We start from the raw sequence: 23,685 nt of genomic DNA, 5'->3' as shown, positions 1-23,685 counted from the left end.
TCGGCACCCCGTGTTACACAGTGGCATCAGGAATCACGATAACAACAAGGACTCTTATGAAACGCAGCCTGACCGCTCTCGCTCTGTTGATCGTCGTGCTGGCCTCCGGAGCCGGCTGGTACCTCTACAGCAAGCAGCCGTCACGCCAGGGCATGGTGGAACTGCAACACCTGCAAGGCTCCGTCACCGTGCGCTACGACGAACGTGGCATCCCGCACATCCGCGCCGACAACGAAACCGACCTGTACCGCGCCCTCGGCTACGTGCATGCCCAGGACCGCCTGTTCCAGATGGAAGTCCTGCGTCGCCTGGCCCGTGGCGAACTGGCTGAAGTGCTCGGGCCGAAGCTGCTCGACACCGACAAACTGATGCGCAGCCTGCGCATTCGCGAACGCGCAGAAACTTACCTGGCGAACCTCGACAAGCAGTCGCCCTCCTTCATCGCCATGCAAGCCTATCTGGACGGCATCAACCAGTATCAGGACAGCCACGCCAAACCCGTGGAGTTCGAAGTGCTGGGCATTCCAAAACGCCCGTTCACGGCCCAGGACACCATCAGCATCGCCGGCTACATGGCCTACAGTTTTGCTGCGGCATTTCGTACCGAACCCTTGCTGACATTCGTGCGCGATCAACTGGGGCCCCAATACCTGAACATCTTCGATCTCGACTGGCAGCCCAAGGGCGTGCTCAACGGGACCGGCACCACCTTGGCCAGCGCCGACTGGAAAGACCTCAATGCCCTCGCCCGCTTGAGCGAACAAGCCCTGGCTGACAACGGCCTGCCACAGTTCGAGGGCAGCAACGCCTGGGTCGTCGCGGGCAGCCGGACCCAAAGCGGCAAGCCGCTGCTGGCGGGTGATCCGCATATCCGTTTTTCCGCGCCGTCGGTGTGGTACGAAGCGCAGCTCTCGGCGCCCGGCTTCGAACTCTACGGCCACTATCAGGCCTTGATGCCGTTTGCGTCGCTGGGCATGAACCACGACTTCGGCTGGAGCATCACCATGTTCCAGAATGACGACCTCGACCTGATCGCCGAGAAGGTCAACCCGGACAACCCCAATCAGGTCTGGTATCGCGGCAAGTGGGTGGACATGACGACCAGCGAGCAGCAGATCGCAGTCAAGGGCCAGGCGCCAGTCACCCTGGTGTTGCGTCAGTCGCCCCACGGGCCGATCGTCAACGATGCCTTGGGCAGCGGCGTCGGTAAAACGCCGATTGCCATGTGGTGGGCATTTCTCGAAAGCCAGAACCCGATCCTGGAGGGTTTCTACCAGCTCAATCGCGCCGACACCCTGGCCAAGGCCCGTGGTGCCGCGGCAAAAATCCAGGCCCCGGGCCTGAACGTTGTCTGGGCCAATGCCAAGGGAGATATTGGCTGGTGGGCGGCGGCGCAATTGCCTAAACGCCCGGCGGGTGTACGCCCGTGGTTCATCCTCGACGGCAGCACCGCCGAGGCGGACAAGGATGGTTTCTACCCGTTCAGCGCCAACCCTCAGGAAGAAAACCCGGCCCGGGGCTACATCGTCTCGGCCAACTTCCAGCCGGTGTCGCCAACCGGCATGGAGATTCCCGGCTACTACAACCTTGCCGATCGCGGCCAGCAACTCAATCGCCAGCTCAGCGACAAAGCGATCAAATGGGACCTGGAAAACAGCCAGAAACTGCAACTGGGCACCACTACCGCCTACGGCCCGCGCCTGTTGGCACCGCTGTTGCCGGTGTTGCGCGAAGTGGTGAGCGATCCCGCCGAACTCAAACTGGTGGAGCAACTGGCCCAGTGGAAAGGCGATTACCCGATCGACTCGACCAGTGCCACGCTGTTCAACCAGTTCCTGTTCAACCTGACTGACGCGACGATGCGCGATGAACTGGGTAACGACTTCTTCGAAACGCTGCTCTCGACCCGGGTGATCGACGCCGCGCTCCCCCGCCTGGTCGCCAGCGCCGATTCGCCGTGGTGGGACAACCGCAGCACCCTCGGCAAGGAAACCCGTGCCGACACGGTGAAGGCCGCCTGGCAAGCCAGCCTCGCGCACCTCAAGAGCACCCTCGGCGCAGACGCCTCGCAATGGCAGTGGGGCAGCGCGCACACATTGACCCATGGCCATCCGCTCGGGCAGCAAAAGCCGCTGGACCTGTTCTTCAATGTCGGCCCCTTCGCCGCACCTGGCAGTCATGAAGTGCCGAACAACCTCTCGGCGAAGATCGGCCCAGCTCCGTGGCCTGTCACCTACGGCCCTTCGACCCGGCGCCTGATCGACTTCGCCGACCCGGCCCACAGCCTGACCATCAACCCGGTCGGCCAGAGCGGAGTCCTGTTCGACAGCCACTATGATGATCAGGCCGAGGCCTACGTCGAGGGGATGTACTTCCAGGCGCATCTCAATGAAGAAGAGGTCACGGCCAATACCCGCAGTACGTTGAAGCTGTTGCCGGCGCGGGTTGTACCATAGATTTTTGCTGGCCGGGCTGGCCTCATCGCGAGCAAGCTCGCCCCCACAGGTTTTCTGGTGTTCACAAAGTTTGTGTTCAACAAAGATCCCTGTGGGAGCGAGCTTGCTCGCGATGGGGCCCTGATAGGCGCCTACAAATTCAGCTCAAACCATCGCCGCAAAGTTCAGCCGGAACTGCTGCGGCGTCACCCCCAACCTGCGATTGAACACACTGCGCATGTGCTGGGCATCGCGAAAACCGCATTGATAGGCCACGGTCTTGAGCGGCGCACGGGTTCTTTCCAGCAGCGTGCGCGCCGCATCGACCCTCGCTCGCTCGACGAACTCGGCCGGGGTGATTTTCGCTTCCCTGGCAAACACCCGGGAGAAGTTGCGCGCACTCATGTTGGCGGCATTGGCCAGGTCGGCGATGGCCAGGTCGCCCGTCAGGTTGGCCAGCACGTAATGCTGCACCATCGCTACCGCCGAATCCGCTTCGGCGTGGGGCGTGAGGAACGGGCTGAATTGCGACTGCCCGCCCGAACGCTGGGTGAACACCACCAGCCGCTTGGCGACGCTCAGTGCAACTTCCGGCCCATGATCACGGCCCAATAGATACAACGACAGATCGATCCCCGCTGTGACCCCGGCCGAGGTGAACAGCTCGCCGTCCTCAACATACAGTCGATCCGCTTCCACCCGGGACGAGGGGCACAGTGCAGCCAGATCCGATGCGTCCTGCCAATGCGTAGTGACCGTGCGCCCCTCCAGCAATCCGGCCCGGGCGAGCATGAACGCGCCGTTGCAAATCGAGCCGAAGCGCTTGGCCCGCACGCAGGCATCGCGCAACCAGCCATCGAATGCCATGCCGAAATCCATGAACGGCAACTGCGGCCCGCCCGCCACCAGCAACAGGTCATACGGCTCCAGCGCTTCGCTGAAATGCCGATGGGCATTGAGGGCCAAACCGTTGGAGCACGCCATCATCCCGCGCTCGACGCCGATCACCTCCAGCCGATAGTGATCCTGCGGGGCAAGGAAGCGATTGGCCTCGGAAAACACATCCATGGGGCCGGTGACATCCAGCGACTGAACGCCGGCGAACACCACGATGGCTACGGTTTTACTCATGACGTGAATCGCCTCCCTTGGATCTGATTGCACCGTCCCTTTGTAGGAGCGAGCTTGCTCGCGATGCACGTGAGGGCACCGCGTTCATCCAGGCAGCCGGCGTCATCGTTGACCTCCATCGCGAGCAAGCTCGCTCCTACAGGGTCTGCATGCACCCTAGCCAATCCAGGCCCAACAAGCGAGGTTGGCGCGATATGCACGCTCATTGGCCGGGATCGCAGCCATGGATCGATTGTCCGGTTTCCGGGGCCGGAACAGACTGAAACCCTCAGCGCCGCCAAGGCGTTCACGACGAGGAAAACTCCATGAGCACCACCATCGCCGGCATCAAGATCCCCGACAGCGCACTGGCCAAGGCCACCACCGAATACATCCGCGACATCGAGTCCGACCTGCTCTACCACCACTCGCGCCGGGTCTTCCTGTTCGGTGCTCTGAGCGGCGAGCGCAAGCAACTGGCCTACAACCCGGAGTTGCTGTACGTCGGCGCGATGTTCCATGACCTGGGACTGGTGCAAGGTCATCGCAGCGACAACGAGCGCTTCGAAGTCGACGGTGCCAACGCGGCAGCAGCGTTCCTCAAGCCTTACGGATTGAGCGATGACGACATCGAACAGGTCTGGCTATCGATTGCCCTGCACACCACGCCGGGCGTGCCTCAGCATTTGCGGCCCACCGTGGCACTGGTCACGGCTGGCGTCGAGATGGACGTGCTGGGCATGGACTACGCGGCGTTTTCCAGCGTGCAGCGCGAAGCAGTGGTGCATGCGCATCCACGGGGCGAGGGATTCAAGGAGTGCATCATCTGCGCGTTTGCCGACGGCTTGCGCCATCGTCCGCAGACCACGTTCGGCAATGTGAAGACTGATGTGCTGGTGGATCAGGAGCCGGGGTTCAAGCCGATGAACTTCGTCGAGGTCATTCGTAAATCCCCTTGGATTTCCTGACCGCAGAAGAACCTGTGGGAGCGAGCTTGCTCGCGATGAGGGCATCACAGTCAACATCGATGTTGAATGTCAGTCCGCTATCGCGAGCAAGCTCGCTCCCACAGTGGAATTGGGTAGTCCACTCAAATGTGGTCTACCCAATTCGGGATCAAGCCGCTTCCGGTGCCTGCGCGCGACGCACGTCCGGTTGCTTCCACGAGTCGGCTGCCGCTTCTTCGATCGCCTGCTGGATCGCACGACGACGGCTTTCTTCGGCGCGACGGCTGAAGAACCAGACCAGGAAGGTCACGATCGATACCGCCAACAGGATCAGGCTGGCCACGGCGTTGATCTCAGGTTTGACCCCCAGACGGACCGCCGAGAACACTTCCATCGGCAGGGTCGTGGAACCCGGGCCAGACACGAAGCTCGCCAGCACGAGGTCATCCAGCGACAGGGCGAACGACATCATGCCGCCCGCTGCCAGCGATGGCGCGATCATCGGGATGGTGATCAGGAAGAACACCTTCCACGGCCGTGCACCGAGGTCCATGGCCGCTTCTTCGATGGACAGGTCCAGCTCACGCAAGCGTGCCGAGACCACCACCGCCACATAGGCCGCACAGAACGTGGTGTGGGCGATCCAGATGGTGACGATGCCGCGTTCCTGCGGCCAGCCGATCATCTGCGCCATGGCCACGAACAGCAGCAACAGCGACAGACCGGTGATCACCTCAGGCATGACCAGCGGCGCAGTGACCAGGCCACCGAACAGGGTACGGCCCTTGAAGCGCGTAATGCGCGTCAGGACGAACGCTGCCAATGTACCCAGTGCCACCGCCGCGATGGCGGTGTAGCAGGCGATTTCCAGCGAGCGCACCACCGAGCCCATCAGTTGGCTGTTGTCGAGCAGGCCGACGTACCACTTGATCGACCAGCCGCCCCACACCGTTACCAGTTTGGAGGCGTTGAACGAGTAGATGACCAGGATCAGCATCGGCAGGTAGATGAACAACAGACCCAGTACCAGCATCAGGCTGGAGAAACGGAAGCGCTTCATTCTTTACCCTCCATTTCCTTGGCCTGACTGCGGTTGAACAGGATGATCGGCACAATCAGGATCGCCAGCATCACTACCGCCAGGGCAGACGCCACCGGCCAGTCACGGTTGTTGAAGAACTCTTGCCAGAGCACTTTACCGATCATCAGGGTTTCCGGACCACCGAGCAGTTCCGGGATCACGAACTCACCCACCACCGGGATGAACACCAGCATGCAGCCGGCGATGATGCCGTTTTTCGACAGCGGCACGGTGATTTTCCAGAAGCTGTTGAACGTGCTCGAACCCAGGTCCGACGCAGCTTCCAGCAGGCTCTGGTCGTGCTTCACCAGGTTGGCGTACAGCGGCAGGATCATGAACGGCAGGTAGGAATAAACCACGCCGATGTAGACCGCCAGGTTGGTGTTGAGGATCTGCAGCGGCTCGTCGATCCAGCCCATGCTCATCAGGAACCCGTTGAGCAGGCCGTTATTGCTGAGGATGCCCATCCACGCGTAAACGCGGATCAGGATCGCGGTCCAGGTCGGCATCATGATCAGCAGCACCAGCACCGTTTGCACTTCCTTGCGGGCAACGGAGATGCCGTAGGCCATCGGGTAGCCGATCAGCAGGCAGAGGATGGTGCTGAAAAGCGCCATCTTCAACGAGCCGAGGTAAGCGGCGATGTACAGCTCGTCACCGGCCAGCATCGCGTAGTTGCCCAGGTTAAGCAGCAACTGCAGCTTCTGCTCGGCGTAGCTGTAGATCTCGGTGTATGGCGGAATGGCCACGTCCGCTTCGGCGAAGCTGATCTTCAGTACGATGAAGAACGGCAACATGAAGAACAGGAACAGCCAGATGAAGGGAACCCCGATGACCATCTGACGGCCACCGGGAATTATTCGATTGAGTCGACGCTTGAATTTGCGCATGTTCATGAGCGCAGCACCACGCCGCTGTCGTCTTCCCAGTACACGTAGACCTGATCACCCCAGGTCGGACGCTGCCCGCGACGCTCGGCGTTGGCCACGAACGACTGCACCAGCTTGCCGCTTGGCAATTCGACGTAGAACACCGAGTGCCCACCCAGGTAGGCGATGTCGTGCACCTTGCCGCTGGACCAGTTGTACTGGCAGGTCGGCATGTCGGCAGTGACCAGCAGCTTTTCCGGACGGATCGCGTAGGTGACCGACTTGTCCTGCACCGAAGTGCTGATGCCGTGGCCGACATAGATCTGACGATCCAGGTCTTTGCAGGTAATGATCGCGTGACCTTCGGCGTCGTCGATCACTTCGCCTTCGAAGATGTTCACGTTGCCGATGAATTCGCAGACCAGGCGACTGGTCGGGGTTTCGTAGATGTCGATCGGGCTGCCGATCTGGGCGATCCAGCCCAGGTGCATGATCGCGATACGCTCGGCCATGGTCATGGCCTCTTCCTGATCGTGGGTCACCATCACGCAGGTTACGCCGACGCGCTCGATGATCTCCACCAGCTCCAACTGCATTTGCGAACGCAGTTTTTTATCCAGTGCGCCCATCGGTTCGTCGAGCAGCAGCAGCTTCGGGCGCTTGGCCAGGGAACGGGCCAGGGCCACACGCTGACGCTGACCACCGGACAACTGATGCGGTTTGCGCTTGGCGTACTGGCTCATCTGTACCAGCTTGAGCATTTCGGCCACGCGGGCGTCAACTTCAGCAGCCGGGATCTTGTCCTGCTTGAGGCCAAAGGCGATGTTCTGCGCCACGGTCATGTGCGGGAACAAGGCGTAGGACTGGAACATCATGTTGATCGGCCGCTCGTATGGCGGCATATCAGTGATGTCTACGCCATCGAGGAAAATGCGCCCCTCCGTGGGCCGTTCGAAACCTGCGAGCATGCGCAGCAAAGTGGATTTGCCCGATCCCGAACCGCCGAGCAGGGCGAAAATCTCGCCTTTCTTGATTTCCAGGGACACATCGTCCACGGCAATCGTCTCGTCGAACTTCTTCGTGACCCGGTCGATTTTGACCAGCACCTGTTTAGGTGACTGGTCGCCCTCGAGGGCTTTCTTATAGGCGCCGGAGGCAACTGCCATTTACGAAACTCCCGAAAAAAAGAGTGCAGTTCGCTCAAGGTGAGCCAACCTTGGATAGTTTGAGCCTTGAAACTATTTACCCGACTTGACCTTGGTCCAGCTGCGGGTCATCAAACGTTGAATATTCGGCGGTAACTCGACCGACACGTAGGTCTTGTCGAGCACCTCTTGCGGTGGATAAACCGCTTCGTCGGTGCGAATGGACTGCTCCATCAGTTTGTCCGACCCCGGGTTAGGGTTGGCATAGCCGACGTAATCGCTGACCTGGGCAATCACCTCAGGCTTGAGCAAATAGTTGATGAAGGCGTGGGCCTGCTTGACGTTGGCCGAGTCCTTCGGAATCGCCAGCATGTCGAACCAGAGCGCACCGCCCTCTTTCGGAATCGAGTAGGCGATATTTACGCCTTTCTTGGCTTCTTCGGCGCGGTTCTTGGCCTGGAAGATGTCGCCGGAGAAACCGATCGCCACGCAGATATCGCCGTTGGCCAGATCCGCGATGTACTTGGAGGAATGGAAGTAGGTCACGTAAGGCCGCACTGCAAGCAACTTGGCGGTGGCCTTTTCGTAGTCCTTGGGATCAGTGCTGTTAGCGTTCAGGCCCATGTAATTGAGCACTGTCGGCATCATTTCATCGGCGGAGTCGAGGAACGCGACGCCACAGCTTTGCAGCTTCTTGATGTTCTGCGGCTCGAACAGCACGCCCCACGAATCAATCGTATCGACGCCCAGCACAGCCTTGACCTTGTCGACGTTGTAACCGATGCCGTTGGTGCCCCACAGGTACGGCACGGCGTACAGGTTGCCCGGATCGTTCTGTTCCAGGCGCTTGAGCAGCACTGGATCGAGGTTCGAATAGTTCGGCAGCTGCGACTTGTCGAGCTTCTGGAATGCCCCGGCCTTGATCTGCTTGCCGAGGAAGTGGTTCGACGGCACGACCACGTCGTAGCCGGTACGTCCGGCCAGCAATTTACCTTCCAGGGTTTCGTTGGAATCGAAGACGTCATAAACCGGCTTGATACCGGTCTCTTTCTGGAAATCGGCCAGGGTGGTCTCGCCGATGTAGTCGGACCAGTTATAAATATGCACGGTACCGGCGGCCTGGACACTGACAGCAACTGTCAGCCCGGCACTCACCAGCATGGCATTGCGCAACATAGAAAAAATAGGCAAGTGGAGGTCCTCTGAAATTAGTTGGGCCCAAGTTGCCCCGCGCTACATGACAACCGTGGTTGCCCGGCAACAAAACCGGCGCGCAACTTACCCTCGAAAAACCGTTCCAGCAAAACTTTCTGTCATTTAATTACACCTGCTGCCGCCACCGCGCGGGCGGCGACAACAGGTTGTTGCATCAAACCGGCTTATTTACCGGATTTGATCTTGGTCCAGCTGCGGGTCATGATCCGCTGGGTCGCGGCCGGCAAGTCGGCAATCGCGTACAGCTTGGCCAGCACGTCCGCCGGCGGGTAAACGCCCGGGTCGCTGGTGATGTCTTTATCGACCAACGCAGTTGCAGCCGCGTTACCGTTCGGGAAACGCACGGCGTTGGTGATTTCAGCCATGATTTCCGGCTTCTGCAGGAAGGTCATGAACTTGTAGGCGCCTTCGACGTTTTCGGCATCTTTAGGGATGGCGACCATGTCGTAGAAGCTGCCTGCACCTTCTTTGGGAATGTTGTAGCTGACTTTCACCTTGCCACCGGCTTCTTCCGCGCGGGACTTGGCCTGGTAAATGTCACCCGAGTAACCCACGGCCACGCAGATGTTGCCGTTGGCCAGGTCGGAGATGTACTTGGACGAGTGGAAGTAACCTACCGAAGGACGAATTTTCAGGAACAGCGCTTCGGCTTCGGCCAGTTGTTTCTTGTCCTGGCTGTCGGTTGGATAGCCCAGGTAGTGCAATGCCACCGGAATCATCTCGGTTGGCGAATCGAGGAAACTGATACCGCACGCCTTCAACTTCGCGGCGTTTTCAGGTTTGAACAGCAGGTCCCAGGAGTTGGTCGGCGCGTCGGCACCCAGTACAGCCTTGACCTTCTCGGGGTTGAAGCCGATACCGATCGAACCCCACATGTACGGGAAGGCATGCTCGTTACCCGGGTCGCTCACGGAAACGGCCTTGAGCAGGTCGGTGTTCAGGTTCTTCCAGTTAGGCAGCTTGGACTTGTCCAGCTTCTGGTAGACGCCAGCCTTGATCTGCTTGGCCAGGAAGTTGTTCGACGGTACAACGATGTCGTAACCGGACTTGCCTGCCAGCAACTTGGCTTCAAGGGTTTCGTTGCTGTCGAAGACGTCATAGACAACCTTGATACCCGACTCGTCTTCAAACTTCTTGACGGTGTCCGGTGCGATGTAGTCGGACCAGTTGTACACGTGCAGTACTTTGTCATCGGCCTGAACCGCGCCGGCCATCAAACCCATTACGGACATGGCAAGTAGAGTCTTGCCAGCGAGCTTTTTACCTAGTGCCTTCATGCGTAATGCTCCAAATTTTTCTTTTTTGAACCACTTGTTCAGCGACCGAACCCTGGCAACTGGAACCGCGGCTAGTCTGGCAAGATCCACATCGGTCTTTCAAGGAAACGGCCACGCTTTCTGACAGTTCTGAGCGAAAGTTCCTACTTCATATGTAGAACTTTGAACCTCCGCTCAGAGCCTAGCACTTAGCCCTGCAATGCACTCAGGGTCAGGTCAAGACACTTGCGAGCCTTGGTCACCAGTTCATCGATTTCCGCCGGTGTAATCACCAGTGGCGGAGCGATGATCATGGTGTCGCCGACGGCGCGCATGATCAGGCCGTTATCGAAGCAGAACTGACGGCAGATCATGCCGACGCCCTTGCCTTCGAAACGCTTGCGCGTGGCCTTGTCCTGGACCAGTTCGATGGCCCCCAACAGACCCACCCCACGAACTTCACCCACCAGCGGGTGATCGTTCAGTTCCCGCAGACGCTTTTGCAAATACGGTGCCGTTTCGGACTTCACGCGCTCGACAATTTTTTCGTCGCGCAGGATGCGGATGTTTTCCAGCCCCACAGCCGCTGCCACCGGGTGCCCGGAGTAGGTGAAACCGTGGTTGAAGTCGCCGCCCTCATTGAGCACGTCCACCACTTCGTCACGCACAATCAGACCACCCATCGGGATGTAGCCCGAGGTCAGACCCTTGGCGATGGTCATCATGTCTGGCTTGAGGTCGTAGAAATCGCTGCCGAACCACTCGCCGGTACGACCGAAACCGCAAATCACTTCGTCAGCCACGAACAGAATGTCGTACTTGGCGAGGATTTCCTTGATGCGCGGCCAGTAGGTCTCTGGCGGAATGATCACGCCACCGGCACCCTGGATCGGCTCGGCAATAAAGGCACCGACGTTGTCGACGCCGACTTCCAGAATTTTTTCTTCCAGCTGATTGGCCGCCCACACACCGAACTCTTCCGGGGTCATTTCGCCGCCTTCGCCGAACCAGTACGGCTGGGCAATGTGAACGATGCCCGGGATCGGCAAGTCGCCCTGTTCGTGCATGTACGTCATACCGCCCAGGCTCGCGCCGGCCACGGTGGAACCGTGATAGCCGTTCTTGCGGCTGATGATGACTTTCTTGTTCGGCTGGCCCTTGATCGCCCAGTAGTGACGAACCATACGCAGCATGGTGTCGTTGCCTTCGGAGCCGGAACCGGTGAAGAACACGTGGTTCATGCCTTCAGGCGCGATGTCGGCGATAGCCTTGGCCAGTTCCAGTACCGGCGGATGCGCAGTCTGGAAGAACAGGTTGTAGTAAGGCAGTTCGCGCATCTGTTTGCTGGCGGCATCGGCCAGTTCATCGCGACCATAACCAATTGCGACACACCACAGGCCGGCCATGCCATCGAGGATCTTGTTGCCTTCGCTGTCCCAGAGGTAAACGCCCTTGGCGTTGGTGATGATCCGCGGGCCTTTCTCTTTCAGCTGCTTGAAATCGCTGAACGGAGCCAGGTGGTGATCATTGCTCAGGGTTTGCCATTCACGGGTTTGCGGATTGTTGCTGGTCATACGAATCTCCTAAAAAAATCACGTGAAGGCGCCGCCAGGCAGCGGCGGCGCCCGGCGTATCAGACGGCAAAGAGCAGGAATTCCCTTTCCCACGAACTGATCACGCGCTTGAAGTTTTCATGCTCGGCCCGCTTGACCGCAACGTAGCCAGTGATGAAATTTTTGCCCAGGTAACGCTCGATGGTCGCGCTGTTTTCCATGCGTTCCAGCGCGTCTTCGATGGTCAGCGGCAGGCGCAGGTTGCGGCGTTCATAGCCACGCCCCACTACCGGCGCACTCGGGTTCAGGCCTTCGACCATGCCGATGTAACCGCAGAGCAGGCTCGCGGCAATCGCCAGGTACGGGTTGGCATCGGCGCCCGGCAGGCGGTTTTCCACCCGACGGTTTTGCGGCCCCGCATCCGGCACCCGCAGGCCCACGGTGCGGTTCTCTTCGCCCCACTCCACGTTCACCGGCGCCGAGGTATCCGGCAGGAAGCGGCGGAACGAGTTGACGTTGGGTGCGAACAGCGGCAACAGCTCGGGAATGAGTTTCTGCAGACCACCGATGTGGTGCAGGAACAACTGGCTCATGGTCCCGTCGTCATTGGAGAAGATGTTCTTGCCGGTCTCGATGTCGATGACGCTCTGGTGCAAGTGCATGGCGCTGCCCGGCTCGCCGGTCATCGGCTTGGCCATGAAGGTCGCGGCCACATCGTGCTTGAGCGCGGCTTCGCGCATGGTGCGCTTGAACACCAGGATCTGGTCGGCCAGGGACAGGGCATCGCCGTGACGGAAGTTGATTTCCATCTGCGCGGTGCCGTCCTCGTGGATCAGCGTATCGAGGTCCAGGTCCTGCAATTCGCACCAGTCGTAGACGTCTTCGAACAACGGATCGAATTCGTTCGCCGCTTCAATGGAGAACGACTGGCGACCGATTTCCGGGCGACCGGAGCGGCCGACCGGCGGCTGCAACGGATAGTCCGGGTCGTCACTGCGCTTGGTCAGGTAAAACTCCATTTCCGGCGCCACGATCGGCTGCCAGCCTTTGTCGGTATAGAGTTTCAGGACTTTCTTGAGCACGTTGCGCGGCGACAGCTCGATCGGGTTGCCTTGCTTGTCGTAGGTATCGTGGATGACGATGGCGGTCGGCTCGATGGCCCACGGCACCAGGTACACCGCGCTCTGGTCGGGGCGGCAGATCATGTCGATGTCGGCCGGGTCGAGCAGTTCGTAATAGATGTCGTCTTCGACGTAGTCGCCGGTCACTGTCTGCAACAGAACGCTTTCTGGCAGGCGCATGCCTTTTTCGGCGATGAATTTGTTGGTCGGCGAAATCTTGCCCCGGGTAATCCCGGTCAAGTCGGCGATCATGCATTCGACTTCTGTGATCTTGTGGTTTTTCAACCAATCGGTGAGCTGGTCGAGGTTGTTACTCATAAATGCCTCTAGGCTTGAGTTGTCTGACCCTTTTGAGGTCAGGCGTTGTTTGACGCATCGGCGTCGCGTTGTAGAGCGCTTGCGCGGCAGATTATCGTGCTTGGCAACACGGCTGCAGAGGCCGGGCGTGCAAAATCGCGAGCGGTGCCCTGAACAATGGTCAGGCCGCTATTGTGAATCGGTTCTATATTGAATGGAGTAACCGTAATGGGGGTGCCATCGCGACCGTCCAGAATATCGGACGGGGACGGTTGAACCGTCACGGATGGGAGGATCACCAGAACCGCCGGGGCCACGGAACGGACGGACGTGTCATCACTGATGTGACAAGCATGCCGACCGACCTGTCTTGAGCAGTCGGTGACGCCGATTATCGGCAGGCGAGACATGAAGCACCCCGGTATTATTGCTGTTATGGGTTTGATTCGAGCTTAGCCTTGTTCATTTTTTTACACAACACCCCCGTAAAAAATACAACACGGCCCGCTCAAGCCTGCGGGCGCCATAGAGGCCAAGGGCATAAAAACGCCCCAAAGTGCCTCAAAAAAGCCACACGGGCGCTTTTTTAGGGCAAAAAAGGCCTCGCTTGACTTCGGCATGCCGTTCGGGTTGACTGGAATCTGAAAAGATCAATGATTGATATTTTTAACAACAAAGGTGTTGCATCATGTCGGTACCCCCGCGTGCCGTTCAGCTTAACGAAGCGAACGCGTTCCTTAAGGAACATCCTGAGGTTCTGTACGTTGACCTTCTGATTGCGGATATGAATGGTGTGGTGCGCGGCAAGCGCATCGAACGCACCAGCCTCCACAAGGTTTACGAGAAAGGCATCAACCTGCCGGCCTCTCTATTTGCTCTGGATATCAATGGCTCGACGGTGGAAAGCACCGGCCTGGGCCTGGACATCGGCGATGCTGACCGAATCTGCTATCCAATCCCCGATACCCTATGCAACGAGCCATGGCAGAAGCGCCCGACCGCGCAACTGTTGATGACCATGCACGAACTCGAAGGCGAACCATTCTTCGCCGACCCGCGTGAAGTGCTGGCCAATGTGGTGCGCAAGTTCGACGAAATGGGCCTGACCATCTGTGCCGCGTTCGAACTGGAGTTCTACCTGATCGACCAGGAGAACGTGAACGGTCGTCCGCAACCGCCGCGCTCGCCGGTTTCCGGCAAACGTCCGCACTCGACTCAGGTCTACCTGATCGACGACCTCGACGAATACGTCGACTGCCTCCAGGACATTCTGGAGGGTGCCAAAGAGCAAGGCATTCCGGCCGACGCCATCGTCAAGGAAAGTGCGCCGGCGCAATTCGAAGTCAACCTGCACCACGTGGCTGACCCGATCAAGGCCTGCGACTACGCGGTCCTGCTCAAGCGCCTGATCAAGAACATCGCCTACGACCATGAAATGGACACCACGTTCATGGCCAAGCCTTACCCAGGCCAGGCGGGTAATGGTCTGCACGTCCACATCTCGATTCTCGACAAAGACGGCAAGAACATTTTTGCCAGTGAGGATCCCGAGCAGAACGCCGCACTGCGTCACGCGATCGGCGGTGTGCTCGAGACCCTACCGGCGCAGATGGCTTTCCTCTGCCCGAACGTTAACTCCTACCGTCGTTTCGGCGCACAGTTCTACGTGCCGAACTCGCCGTGCTGGGGCCTGGATAACCGCACCGTGGCGATTCGCGTACCGACCGGCTCCGCCGACGCCGTGCGCATCGAACATCGTGTAGCCGGCGCCGATGCCAACCCGTACCTGCTGATGGCTTCGGTCCTGGCAGGCGTGCACCACGGCCTGACCAACAAAATCGAGCCTGGCGCCCCGGTCGAAGGCAACAGCTACGAGCAGAACGAGCAGAGCCTGCCGAACAACCTGCGCGATGCACTGCGCGAGCTGGACGACAGCGAAGTCATGGCCAAGTACATCGATCCGAAATACATCGATATCTTCGTGGCCTGTAAAGAGAGCGAGCTGGAGGAGTTCGAACACTCCATCTCCGACCTCGAGTACAACTGGTACCTGCATACCGTGTAAGCGGTTGCAGTAGTGAAGAAACGCCGCCGGCCTCACAGCCTGCGGCGTTTTTTTATGGCCAACACCGCCTCCTGTGGCGAGGGGGCTTGTCGGGACGCCGCACCGCCCCGTTGGGCTGCACAGCAGCCCCAAAAAATGCACCCTCATGTGTATCAGACATACCACGATTACCGGGTTTGGGAGTGCTTCGCCCTCAAACGGGGGCAAGCCCCCTCGCCACAGGGTATGGATCATCCTCGCGCTCTGCGTACAATGCCCGCAGCCCCGCAGGAGACTCCCATGACACGCGTAGCCACCCCCCGCAAACCCCGCGCACGCAGCCAGGCCCGGATCGATTCGATACTCGATGCGGCCCGCACGCTGCTGGCTGCCGAGGGCGTGGCCAGCCTGTCGATCTACAGCGTCGCCGAGCGCGCGGAGATTCCGCCCTCCTCGGTCTACCACTTCTTCGCCAGCGTGCCGGCGTTGCTCGAAGCCTTGACCGCCGACGTCCATGCGGCCTTCCGCGCCTGCCTGCAAGCCCCTATCGACCACCACGCCTTGAATGGCTGGCGCGATCTGTCGCGACTGGTGGAACAACGCATGCTCGACATCTATGCAGAGGACGCCGCCGCCCGCCAACTCATTCTGGCCCAGCACGGCCTGACCGAAGTCACCCAGGCCGACCGCCAGCACGACATCGAACTGGGCGACCTGATGCACAAGCTGTTCGACCATCACTTCGAGCTGCCGACCTTGCCGAGTGATGTCGATGTGTTCGCCCTGGCCATGGAGCTGGGCGACCGGGTGTATGCGCGCTCGGTGCAGCAGCACGGGCAGATTACGCCGCGCATGGCCGAGGAAGGGATGCGGGTGTTTGATGCTTATGTGGGGTTGTATTTGCCACCGTATCTGCCCAAGCGGAACCTCTAGTGCGCTCACTGACCTCATCGCGAGCAAGCTCGCTCCCACAAGGATCTTCAGTGAATTCAGATTCTGTGAACGACAAATAATCCTGTGGGAGCGAGCTTGCTCGCGATGGCCGCACCGCTCAGCTCAAGACAAACACACATGAAAAACCCCGAAGGGCTCAAACCCTTCGGGGTTGTTGTTTACGCATGTGGCTTACAACTTGGCGATCGACACCTCGGTGGATTTCACAAACGCGATCACTTCGCTGCCGACCGCCAGTTCCAGCTCTTTCACCGAGCGTGTGGTGATCACCGAAGTGACAATGCCGGACGCGGTCTGCACGTCGATTTCCGACAGCACGTCGCCGAGGACGATTTCCTTGATGGAGCCTTTGAACTGGTTGCGAACGTTGATGGCCTTGATAGTCATGATGTTGATTCCTGTCGTTGGGTAAGACTTGAGTTATTGAGCCCAGCGCAATTGCGTAGGCAAGGGTGAAACGGGTTCCGGTTCCGGCGGTTGGCCGGGCAGCGCCAGCACGCGATTGAGGACTTCGGTTTCCAGTGCCGCCAGCCGATGGGAGCCACGAACCCGAGGGCGCGGCAGTTCCACATGCAGGTCGAGGCCGACTTCGCCGTCTTCGATCAGGATCACCCGATCGGCAATCGCCACGGCTTCACTGACGTCATGGGTCACCAGCAACACCGTGAAACCGTGCTGCTGCCAGAGCCGTTCAATCAGTTGCTGCATTTCAATTCGGGTCAGGGCATCCAGCGCACCCAAGGGCTCGTCGAGCAGCAGCAGGCGCGGCTGATGAATCAACGCACGGGCCAACGCCACGCGTTGCTTCTGTCCACCGGACAGCGCTGCCGGCCACTCGTGGGCGCGATCGGCCAGGCCCACCGCTTCCAAAGCTGCAAGCGCTTGCGGCCGCCAGTTGCCCTTGAGGCCCAGACCGACGTTGTCGATGATCTTTTTCCAGGGCAGCAAACGCGCTTCCTGGAACATCAGCCGCGTGTCTTCCCGCGCGTCGCTCAATGGCGCGGCACCGGCGAGCAACTCACCGCCGGTTGGTTGATCAAGACCGGCGAGCAAGCGCAGCAAGGTACTTTTGCCGCAGCCGCTGCGACCGACCACGGCAACAAACTGGCCCGCCGGAATGTGCAGGTCGATCTCGCGCAGCACCTGCCGCGAGCCGAAGGTTTTTTGCAGCTTGCGCACCGCCAGCGGAATGCCGCGCAGCAGGCGTGGAGGTTGCTCCGCAATCATGCCGCACCTCCCTTGGCAACCTGATAGGCCGGGTGCCAGCGCAGCCAGACACGCTCAAGTCCACGGGCCGCGAGGTCGGCCAGTTTGCCGAGCACCGCGTACATCAGGATCGCCAGCACCACCACGTCGGTCTGCAAGAACTCCCGGGCGTTCATGGCCAGATAGCCGATGCCGGAACTCGCGGAAATGGTTTCCGCCACGATCAACGTCAGCCACATGAAGCCCAGGGCGAAGCGCACGCCGACCAGAATCGAAGGCAACGCCCCCGGCAGAATCACCTGCCAGAACAGGCTGAAACCGCTCAGGCCATAGCTACGCGCCATCTCCACCAACGCCGGGTCGACGTTGCGGATGCCGTGATAGGTGTTGAGGTAGATCGGGAACAACGTGCCCAGCGCCACCAGGAAAATCTTCGCCGACTCGTCGATGCCGAACCACAGGATCACCAGTGGAATCAGCGCCAGGTGCGGCACATTGCGGATCATCTGCACCGAACTGTCGAGCAGGCGTTCGCCCCACTTCGACAGGCCGGTGATGAAGCCGAGCGTCAGGCCGATACCACCACCGATGGTGAAGCCCAGCGCGGCACGCCAACCACTGATCGCCAGGTGTGTCCAGATTTCGCCACTGCGTACCAGACTTACACCGGCCTCGATGACGGCGATGGGTGCCGGCAGGATCCGTGTCGACAACCAACCCGCCGACACACTCAATTGCCATACCGCCAGCAGCAACACCGGCAACGCCCAGGGCGCGAGGCTGTGGATGATTTTCTTCATGACCGCGCCTCAGCTCTGGGACGCGGCTTTGGGAAGAATGTCGTTGGCGACCATCTCGCCGAACGGGCTGACGTAACCGGCGCTCTTCGGCAGTTCAGGACGTTCGACATCGAGGTGCGGGAACAGCAACTCGGCCACCCGGTACGACTCTTCCAGGTGTGGATAACCGGAGAAGATGAAGGTATCGATGCCGAGGTCCGCGTACTCCTTCACGCGGGCGGCCACGGTCGGACCATCGCCCACCAGCGCCGTACCGGCACCGCCGCGCACCAGACCGACGCCGGCCCACAGGTTAGGGCTGACCTCCAGGTTGTCGCGGTTGCCACCGTGCAATGCGGCCATGCGTTGCTGACCGACCGAATCGAAACGCGCCAGCGAAGCCTGGGCACGAGCGATGGTCTCGTCGTCGAGATGGGAGATCAGCCGATCCGCGGCTTTCCAGGCTTCATCGTTGGTTTCGCGCACGATCACATGCAGACGAATGCCGAAGCGCACGGTGCGTCCGAGCTTGGCGGCCTTGGCTCGGACCTGTTCGATTTTTTCCGCGACGGCGGCCGGTGGCTCGCCCCAGGTCAGGACCATTTCCACCTGTTCGGCGGCCAGGTCTTGCGCGGCTTCCGAGGAACCGCCGAAGTACAGCGGTGGACGCGGCTGCTGGATCGGCGGATAGAGCAACTTTGCGCCCTTCACGCTGATGTGCTGGCCGTCGTAATCGACGGTTTCACCTTCCAGTACCCGGCGCCAGATGCGGGTGAATTCCACCGAGGCCTGATAGCGTTCTTCGTGGCTGAGGAACAGACCATCGCCCGCCAACTCTTCCGGGTCACCGCCCGTCACCAGGTTGAACAGCGCACGACCGCCGGACAGTCGATCCAGGGTCGCGGCCTGACGCGCCGCCACCGTCGGGGAAATGATCCCGGGGCGCAGGGCGACAAGGAACTTCAAACGCTGGGTCACAGGAATCAGCGATGCCGCCACCAACCAAGAGTCTTCGCAGGAGCGTCCGGTCGGAATCAGTACCCCGCCAAAACCCAGGCGGTCAGCGGCTTGCGCGACTTGTTGCAGGTAACCGTGATCAACGGCGCGGGCGCCTTCGGCGGTGCCAAGGTAATGGCCGTCGCCGTGGGTAGGCAGGAACCAGAAAATATTGAGGCTCATGGAGTGGTCTCCTTGGGGAATCGATTTATTGGGCTTTGGCAACGGCGGCCGGCGGCGTCCAGATCACGTCTTTGATACTCAACGGCTTGGGAATCAACTTGAGCTGGTAGAAGCTGTCGGCAATTTTCTGCTGCGCCGCGACCACTTCCGGAGTCAGGAACAACGCGCCATAGCCCTGGCGTTTCACCGAGGTCAGGGTGATGTCGGCTGGCAGGCCGAGCAGCGGTGAAACCTGTTGGGTCACCTCTTGCGGGTTAGCCTTGGACCACTCGCCCACCGCGCGCACTTCTTCCACCAGGGTCTTGATCACCTCGGGATTTTTCTGCGCATAAGGTTTGGTCGCCAGGTAGAACTGATGGTTGTCGACGATGCCCTGGCCATCGCGCAGGGTGCGCGCTTGCAACTGTTGTTCGGCGGCGGCCTGGTAGGGGTCCCAGATCACCCAGGCATCGACACTGCCACGCTCGAACGCGGCGCGGGCATCGGCCGGCGGCAGGAATACGGTCTGGATGTCGGTGTATTTGAGGCCGGCGTCTTCCAGCGCACGCACCAGCAGGTAATGCACGTTGGAGCCTTTGTTGAGGACGACTTTCTTGCCCTTGAGGTCCGCCACCGATTTGATCGCCGAGTCCTTCGGCACCAGGATCGCCTCACTGTGCGGCGCTGGCGGTTCGTAGGCGACGTAGAGCAAATCAGCACCGGCCGCCTGGGCGAACACTGGCGGAGTTTCACCGGTGACACCGAAGTCGATGGAACCGACGTTCAGGCCTTCAAGCAGTTGCGGGCCACCGGGGAATTCAGTCCATTGCACGTCCACGCCTTGGGCGGCGAGGCGTTTTTCCAGGGTGCCCTTGGCTTTGAGCAGCACCAGGGTGCCGTATTTCTGATAGCCGATTCGTAAAGTCTCGGCCTGAGCTTGAGTAATGGCGCCGAAGGTGACAGCCGCAGCAAACAGAGCGACCAGACCACGACGCAAAATGACAGGGCGCATGGCGCTCTCCTTTTTGCAGTTGGGTTTTGGCTGCACCTGCTTGCCCGTTGGCGGGCGAGTAAGGCCAGTACTTCAATTTTCGGTGAGGCTTAAATGCTCCAGCGAGCACTCAACAAACGATCATTCAACAGGTTCGGATCGAGCGGCTTGGGCCGTCGCGCCATGGCGCTGAAAAACAGCTCAAGCGATTCATTCAGTCGTTGTTCCAGCTCCGGCGCCAACTGCGCCAGGGCGCTGCCTTCGCCGTAGGCGATCTGGCTGTCGACGGCAAAAATGCCTTGCAGCATTTCCTGAGCCTTCAATGCCGACAGCACCGGCTTGAGCGCGTAGTCCACCGCCAGCATGTGGGCGATGCTGCCGCCAGTGGCCATCGGCAGAACCACCTTGTGGCTCAAGGCGCGTTCGGGCAGCAAATCCAGCACGACCTTCAGTGCTCCGGAAAACGATGCCTTGTAAACCGGTGTGGCGATCAGCAGGCCATCGGCGTTTTCAATTTGTTGCAACAAGTCGATCACCTTGGGGCTGTCGAAGCGTGCGTGCAGCAAGTCCTCGGCCGGGAAGTCCCGTACCTGATAACTCACCACTTCCACGCCCTGCCCCTGTAACCAACGCTGGGAGCGATCCAGCAGCACCCCGGATCGAGAGCGCTGACTGGGACTGCCACCGAGTGAGACAACCAACATTCAGACGATTCCTTGCACGGTGTTGGCGATTCGCGGTTTGCGATCTCGCTTCGATGGAGTGACCTTAACAGTTGATTTATATATCCATAAATCATATTTATTCATTTGGTTATACCTTAAAGAAATATAGAAAGCTGTTTCTTCCAGGCAAAAAAACAGGCCGTCGAAACGGCCTGAAATCCCCTGCTTTGTGGATGCTGTTAACTGTGAAACCTGTGGTGTCTGACCCGACGCCTTCGCGAGCAAGCTCGTTCCCACAGGGGTACGCGGACAAATGTGGGAGCGAGCTTGCTCGCGAAGGCGGCATCAGCCACACCGTAAATATTGATGACTCACCGATTAGGCTGCGGCGTCAGGCGCAAGTAAGGCTTAACCGCTCGATAGCCCTTGGGAAAACGCTGTTTGATTTCATCCTCATCTTTAAGCGATGGCACGATCACCACCTCATCACCGTCCTGCCAGTTGGCCGGTGTGGCCACCTTGTAGTTGTCGGTGAGTTGCAGCGAGTCGATCACCCGAAGGATTTCATTGAAATTGCGGCCGGTGCTCGCCGGGTAGGTAATCGTCAGCCGGACCTTTTTCTTCGGGTCGATCACGAACAGACTGCGCACGGTCAGGGTGTCGTTGGCGTTGGGGTGGATCAGGTCGTAGAGGTCCGAGACTTTGCGGTCGGCGTCATCCAGGATCGGAAAGTTGACCACGGTGTCCTGGGTTTCGTTGATGTCCTCGATCCACCTGTGGTGCGAATCCACCGGGTCCACCGACAAAGCGATGGCCTTGACGCCGCGCGCTGCGAACTCATCCTTGAGCTTGGCGGTGAAGCCCAATTCAGTCGTGCACACCGGCGTGAAGTCCGCTGGATGGGAAAACAGCACGCCCCAACTATCGCCCAGCCACTGATGGAAACGGATGGTGCCGGCGCTGGAGTTCTGTTCGAAATCGGGGGCGATATCGCCAAGTCTGAGACCCATGGTGCTGCTCCTTGTGAGTGCTTGATGGGTTCAACTGTGCCTGTGTTTTTTATCTATTAAAAAGAATAAATATCGATTTATTTAGATCATAATGAAATATTAAATATCTATTCACTGGACGTACCCCGCACAACCGGCCGAACATCGCCCCCAAGGTTCGAGAAGGCCTTGAGTTGCTGCAAAGAGGGAAGTTCAAGGCGGGATTACGGGGGTGAACCCGTCTTGAAAATGTAAAAGCCCCGCCCGGTGCAATACCGGGCGGGGCTTTTTTGTCTCGGTTACGCGAGCGCTATTACAACAGCGGGATCGAGTAGCTGACGATCAGGCGGTTTTCGTCCTGCGAACGCGTGTTCGGCAGGTCGGTGCGCCAGGTCGCGTTTTTCCACGCCAGGCCCAGGTTTTTCAGCGGACCTTCCTGAACGACGTATGCCACGCTCAGATCGCGCTCCCACTCGGAAGCACCATTGGCCGCCTCGCCACCCTTGGCGTTAACGGTATCGATATTGTCGCCGTGCAGGTAAACCAGACCCGCCGTCAGGCCAGGTACGCCAACCTTGGCGAAGTCATAGGAGTAGCGTGCTTGCCAGGTACGCTCGCCGGCACGGCCGAACTTCTGGATTTGCGCGTCGGTGATGGTGTAGTTCGACGAACCGTCGCCCTGGTTCAGCCAAGGGAAATCGCTGCTGCCGTTGCTGACCTGATAACCGCCACCGAAGGTGTGACCGGCAACGGTGTACAGGAACAGGCCGCTGTAAAGGTTGTTGTCGACCTTGCCTTTACCGTTTGGCGCGTTGTAGTTGCCAGTGGTGAAGTACAGCGGGTCGTGACCGTTGGCACCATCATCAGAGCTGTTGAAATAACGGAAATCCGACTTCAACACGCCAGGGCCGATTGCCCAGTTGTGCACCAGACCCAGGAAGTGTTGCTTGTAGAACTCTTCCAGGTTGCCGTAGTAGTACTGGGCCGTCAGGTCCTTGGTGATCTTGTAGTCGCCACCGGCATAGATGAACTTGTTGCTGTCGCGGAATTTGGTGCCGCGAGTGTTCGCGCCCGAAATCGACATCTGCTCATTGTTGCTGGAGTTACGGCCTTTAACGGCTTCGATCTGGCCACCAACCAGGGTCAGATCCTTGATGTCGCCGGACGTGATCTGGCCACCCTGCCAGGTTTGCGGCAGCAGACGACCATCGTTGGTCACGATCACCGGGTTTTTCGGCTGCAGGGTGCCCAGCTTCAATTCGGTCTGGGAAACCTTGGCTTTGGCCGTCAGGCCCAGGCTGGAGAAATCATCAACTGCCTCGCCGTTGGATTTGCTCGGGAAAACCGTGCCGCCGTAAGAGGTCGCCGTGGCGCCGTTGGTACCGCCGCCCGAATCCAGTTTCACGCCCAACAGGCCGATCGCATCGATGCCGAAGCCGACGGTGCCCTGGGTGTAACCGGAGATGAAACGCAGATCGAAGCCTTGGCCCCACTCTTCGTTTTTGTTGGCACCGGCTCCGTCACGGTAGTCGGTATTGATGTAGAAGTTACGCAGCCCCAATGTTGCCTTGCTGTCTTCGATAAAACCCGCGGCGCTTGCCTGCTGGGTCAAAACCCCGACGGCCACAGCCATGGCCAAGGTGGACTTGTTCATGTTTCGCTCCTCTCGTTTCTAGTTCTGATGTTCCTGGTCCCGAATCGATTGCCCGGGATCCTGAATGCATAAATTCGCGGTAAACCGTCTAGGCCGGTCATTTGGCGGGCCGCAGGATACATGGCCTTAAAGCCAAAAAGAATTTTTTGATATTTTTTAATATCGCTTAGGAATATGACTTCCCACGACAGATCCGAGGTATCGGCGGCAAGGCCG

20 protein-coding genes are annotated in these 23,685 nt (G+C 59.5%); 4 read left to right on the top strand and 16 right to left on the bottom strand.

Annotated features, from left to right (window positions below; genetic code table 11):
* The first annotated feature begins 56 nt into the window (after positions 1 to 56).
* Positions 57 to 2,456: a penicillin acylase family protein gene (locus tag KW840_RS05995; protein ID WP_218494667.1), complete on the top strand. Its 2,400-nt coding sequence runs from the start codon at positions 57 to 59 to the stop codon at positions 2,454 to 2,456.
* 144 nt (positions 2,457 to 2,600) lie between these two features.
* Here KW840_RS05995 and KW840_RS05990 read toward each other — a convergent pair whose 3' ends face one another.
* Positions 2,601 to 3,566, bottom strand: coding sequence for a GlxA family transcriptional regulator (locus KW840_RS05990; RefSeq protein ID WP_218494666.1), 966 nt, complete (start codon positions 3,564 to 3,566; stop codon positions 2,601 to 2,603).
* A 305-nt stretch (positions 3,567 to 3,871) separates the two neighbouring features.
* On the opposite strand from KW840_RS05990, the gene KW840_RS05985 reads away from it, so the two are divergent.
* Positions 3,872 to 4,513 carry an HD domain-containing protein gene (locus tag KW840_RS05985; protein ID WP_057712855.1) on the top strand — a complete coding sequence of 214 codons (642 nt, stop codon included), beginning with the start codon at positions 3,872 to 3,874 and terminating at the stop codon, positions 4,511 to 4,513.
* Between the two features lie 148 nt (positions 4,514 to 4,661).
* Here the strand turns inward: KW840_RS05985 and KW840_RS05980 are convergent, their stop codons facing one another.
* The 7 genes from KW840_RS05980 to KW840_RS05950 form a co-directional block, all read right to left on the bottom strand.
* The gene (locus KW840_RS05980; RefSeq protein WP_057712854.1) at positions 4,662 to 5,552 is read right to left on the bottom strand and encodes an ABC transporter permease subunit; all 891 of its coding nucleotides are present in this window, start codon (positions 5,550 to 5,552) and stop codon (positions 4,662 to 4,664) included.
* Entirely contained in the window at positions 5,549 to 6,430 is an 882-nt protein-coding gene (locus tag KW840_RS05975) for an ABC transporter permease subunit (protein ID WP_191622238.1), read from the bottom strand. The genes KW840_RS05980 and KW840_RS05975 overlap by 4 nt, the downstream gene beginning before the upstream one ends.
* A 35-nt stretch (positions 6,431 to 6,465) precedes the next feature.
* Positions 6,466 to 7,608 (bottom strand): ABC transporter ATP-binding protein, encoded by a 1,143-nt coding sequence (locus KW840_RS05970; protein ID WP_057712853.1) that lies wholly within the window; start codon positions 7,606 to 7,608, stop codon positions 6,466 to 6,468.
* 72 nt (positions 7,609 to 7,680) lie between these two features.
* Complete coding sequence (locus KW840_RS05965) at positions 7,681 to 8,778, bottom strand: polyamine ABC transporter substrate-binding protein (protein WP_090452029.1); 1,098 nt, start codon at positions 8,776 to 8,778, stop codon at positions 7,681 to 7,683.
* A gap of 188 nt (positions 8,779 to 8,966) precedes the next feature.
* Positions 8,967 to 10,079: a polyamine ABC transporter substrate-binding protein gene (locus KW840_RS05960; RefSeq protein ID WP_057712851.1), complete on the bottom strand. Its 1,113-nt coding sequence runs from the start codon at positions 10,077 to 10,079 to the stop codon at positions 8,967 to 8,969.
* A 188-nt stretch (positions 10,080 to 10,267) separates the two neighbouring features.
* A complete protein-coding gene (locus KW840_RS05955; protein ID WP_154860929.1) occupies positions 10,268 to 11,632 on the bottom strand; it encodes an aspartate aminotransferase family protein in 1,365 nt (454 codons plus the stop codon).
* A gap of 59 nt (positions 11,633 to 11,691) precedes the next feature.
* The gene (locus KW840_RS05950; RefSeq protein ID WP_218494665.1) at positions 11,692 to 13,050 is read right to left on the bottom strand and encodes a glutamine synthetase family protein; all 1,359 of its coding nucleotides are present in this window, start codon (positions 13,048 to 13,050) and stop codon (positions 11,692 to 11,694) included.
* A 667-nt stretch (positions 13,051 to 13,717) separates the two neighbouring features.
* On the opposite strand from KW840_RS05950, the gene KW840_RS05945 reads away from it, so the two are divergent.
* Both KW840_RS05945 and KW840_RS05940 read left to right on the top strand, forming a co-directional pair.
* Positions 13,718 to 15,094 carry a glutamine synthetase family protein gene (locus tag KW840_RS05945; RefSeq protein WP_053163627.1) on the top strand — a complete coding sequence of 459 codons (1,377 nt, stop codon included), beginning with the start codon at positions 13,718 to 13,720 and terminating at the stop codon, positions 15,092 to 15,094.
* Between the two features lie 279 nt (positions 15,095 to 15,373).
* Positions 15,374 to 16,006: a TetR/AcrR family transcriptional regulator gene (locus KW840_RS05940; RefSeq protein WP_057712848.1), complete on the top strand. Its 633-nt coding sequence runs from the start codon at positions 15,374 to 15,376 to the stop codon at positions 16,004 to 16,006.
* Between the two features lie 192 nt (positions 16,007 to 16,198).
* Here the strand turns inward: KW840_RS05940 and KW840_RS05935 are convergent, their stop codons facing one another.
* The 8 genes from KW840_RS05935 to KW840_RS05900 form a co-directional block, all read right to left on the bottom strand.
* Positions 16,199 to 16,414 (bottom strand): molybdopterin-binding protein, encoded by a 216-nt coding sequence (locus KW840_RS05935; protein ID WP_007967989.1) that lies wholly within the window; start codon positions 16,412 to 16,414, stop codon positions 16,199 to 16,201.
* 33 nt (positions 16,415 to 16,447) lie between these two features.
* Entirely contained in the window at positions 16,448 to 17,254 is an 807-nt protein-coding gene (ssuB, locus tag KW840_RS05930; protein WP_090452038.1) for an aliphatic sulfonates ABC transporter ATP-binding protein, read from the bottom strand.
* Positions 17,251 to 18,033: an aliphatic sulfonate ABC transporter permease SsuC gene (gene ssuC / locus KW840_RS05925; protein ID WP_090452039.1), complete on the bottom strand. Its 783-nt coding sequence runs from the start codon at positions 18,031 to 18,033 to the stop codon at positions 17,251 to 17,253. Before ssuC ends, ssuB begins: the two co-directional genes overlap by 4 nt.
* Before the next feature lie 9 nt (positions 18,034 to 18,042).
* Positions 18,043 to 19,191, bottom strand: a complete 1,149-nt coding sequence (gene ssuD / locus KW840_RS05920; RefSeq protein ID WP_090452041.1) for an FMNH2-dependent alkanesulfonate monooxygenase — start codon at positions 19,189 to 19,191, stop codon at positions 18,043 to 18,045.
* Positions 19,192 to 19,216: 25 nt separating this feature from the next.
* Positions 19,217 to 20,182, bottom strand: a complete 966-nt coding sequence (locus KW840_RS05915) for a sulfonate ABC transporter substrate-binding protein (RefSeq protein WP_057712844.1) — start codon at positions 20,180 to 20,182, stop codon at positions 19,217 to 19,219.
* A gap of 89 nt (positions 20,183 to 20,271) precedes the next feature.
* A complete protein-coding gene (ssuE, locus tag KW840_RS05910) occupies positions 20,272 to 20,865 on the bottom strand; it encodes an NADPH-dependent FMN reductase (RefSeq protein ID WP_007993145.1) in 594 nt (197 codons plus the stop codon).
* Between the two features lie 332 nt (positions 20,866 to 21,197).
* The gene (locus KW840_RS05905) at positions 21,198 to 21,836 is read right to left on the bottom strand and encodes a peroxiredoxin (protein ID WP_218494664.1); all 639 of its coding nucleotides are present in this window, start codon (positions 21,834 to 21,836) and stop codon (positions 21,198 to 21,200) included.
* Positions 21,837 to 22,128: 292 nt separating this feature from the next.
* Complete coding sequence (locus tag KW840_RS05900; protein ID WP_154860928.1) at positions 22,129 to 23,469, bottom strand: OprD family porin; 1,341 nt, start codon at positions 23,467 to 23,469, stop codon at positions 22,129 to 22,131.
* Between the last annotated feature and the right edge of the window lie 216 nt (positions 23,470 to 23,685).

The sequence above is a fragment of the Pseudomonas sp. PDM30 genome (genome assembly GCF_019218985.1).
Classification (GTDB): domain Bacteria; phylum Pseudomonadota; class Gammaproteobacteria; order Pseudomonadales; family Pseudomonadaceae; genus Aquipseudomonas; species Aquipseudomonas jessenii.
This window is presented reverse-complemented; position numbering and strand designations above follow the sequence as displayed.